General features: G+C 64.5%; 1 protein-coding gene. It reads left to right on the forward strand.

All coding sequences use genetic code 11. The features are described 5' to 3' along the window. On the forward strand, positions 1 to 290 hold a 290-nt coding region (locus A3764_RS21455; protein WP_150122382.1), incomplete at both ends, for an ATP-binding cassette domain-containing protein.

Here is a 290-nt window from a genome sequence, read left to right on the forward strand (position 1 = left end):
CTATCCGCACGAACTGTCGGGTGGGCAGCGCCAGCGTATCGGCATTGCGCGTGCGATATCCGTCGATCCGAAGGTCGTGGTGCTGGATGAGCCGGTGTCGGCGCTCGACGTGTCGATACAGGCGGGGGTTCTGAACCTGCTGCGCGATCTGCAGGAACGGCTGGGCGTTGCCTTTGTCTTCATCGCGCATGATCTGGGCGTGGTGCGCTATATCTCGCACCGGATCGGGGTGATGTACCTTGGCCAGATCGTCGAGACGGGGCCCGCGCAGCGGCTGTTCTCCGACCCGC

It is taken from the genome of Sulfitobacter sp. HI0129 (assembly GCF_001635395.1).
GTDB lineage: Bacteria > Pseudomonadota > Alphaproteobacteria > Rhodobacterales > Rhodobacteraceae > Sulfitobacter.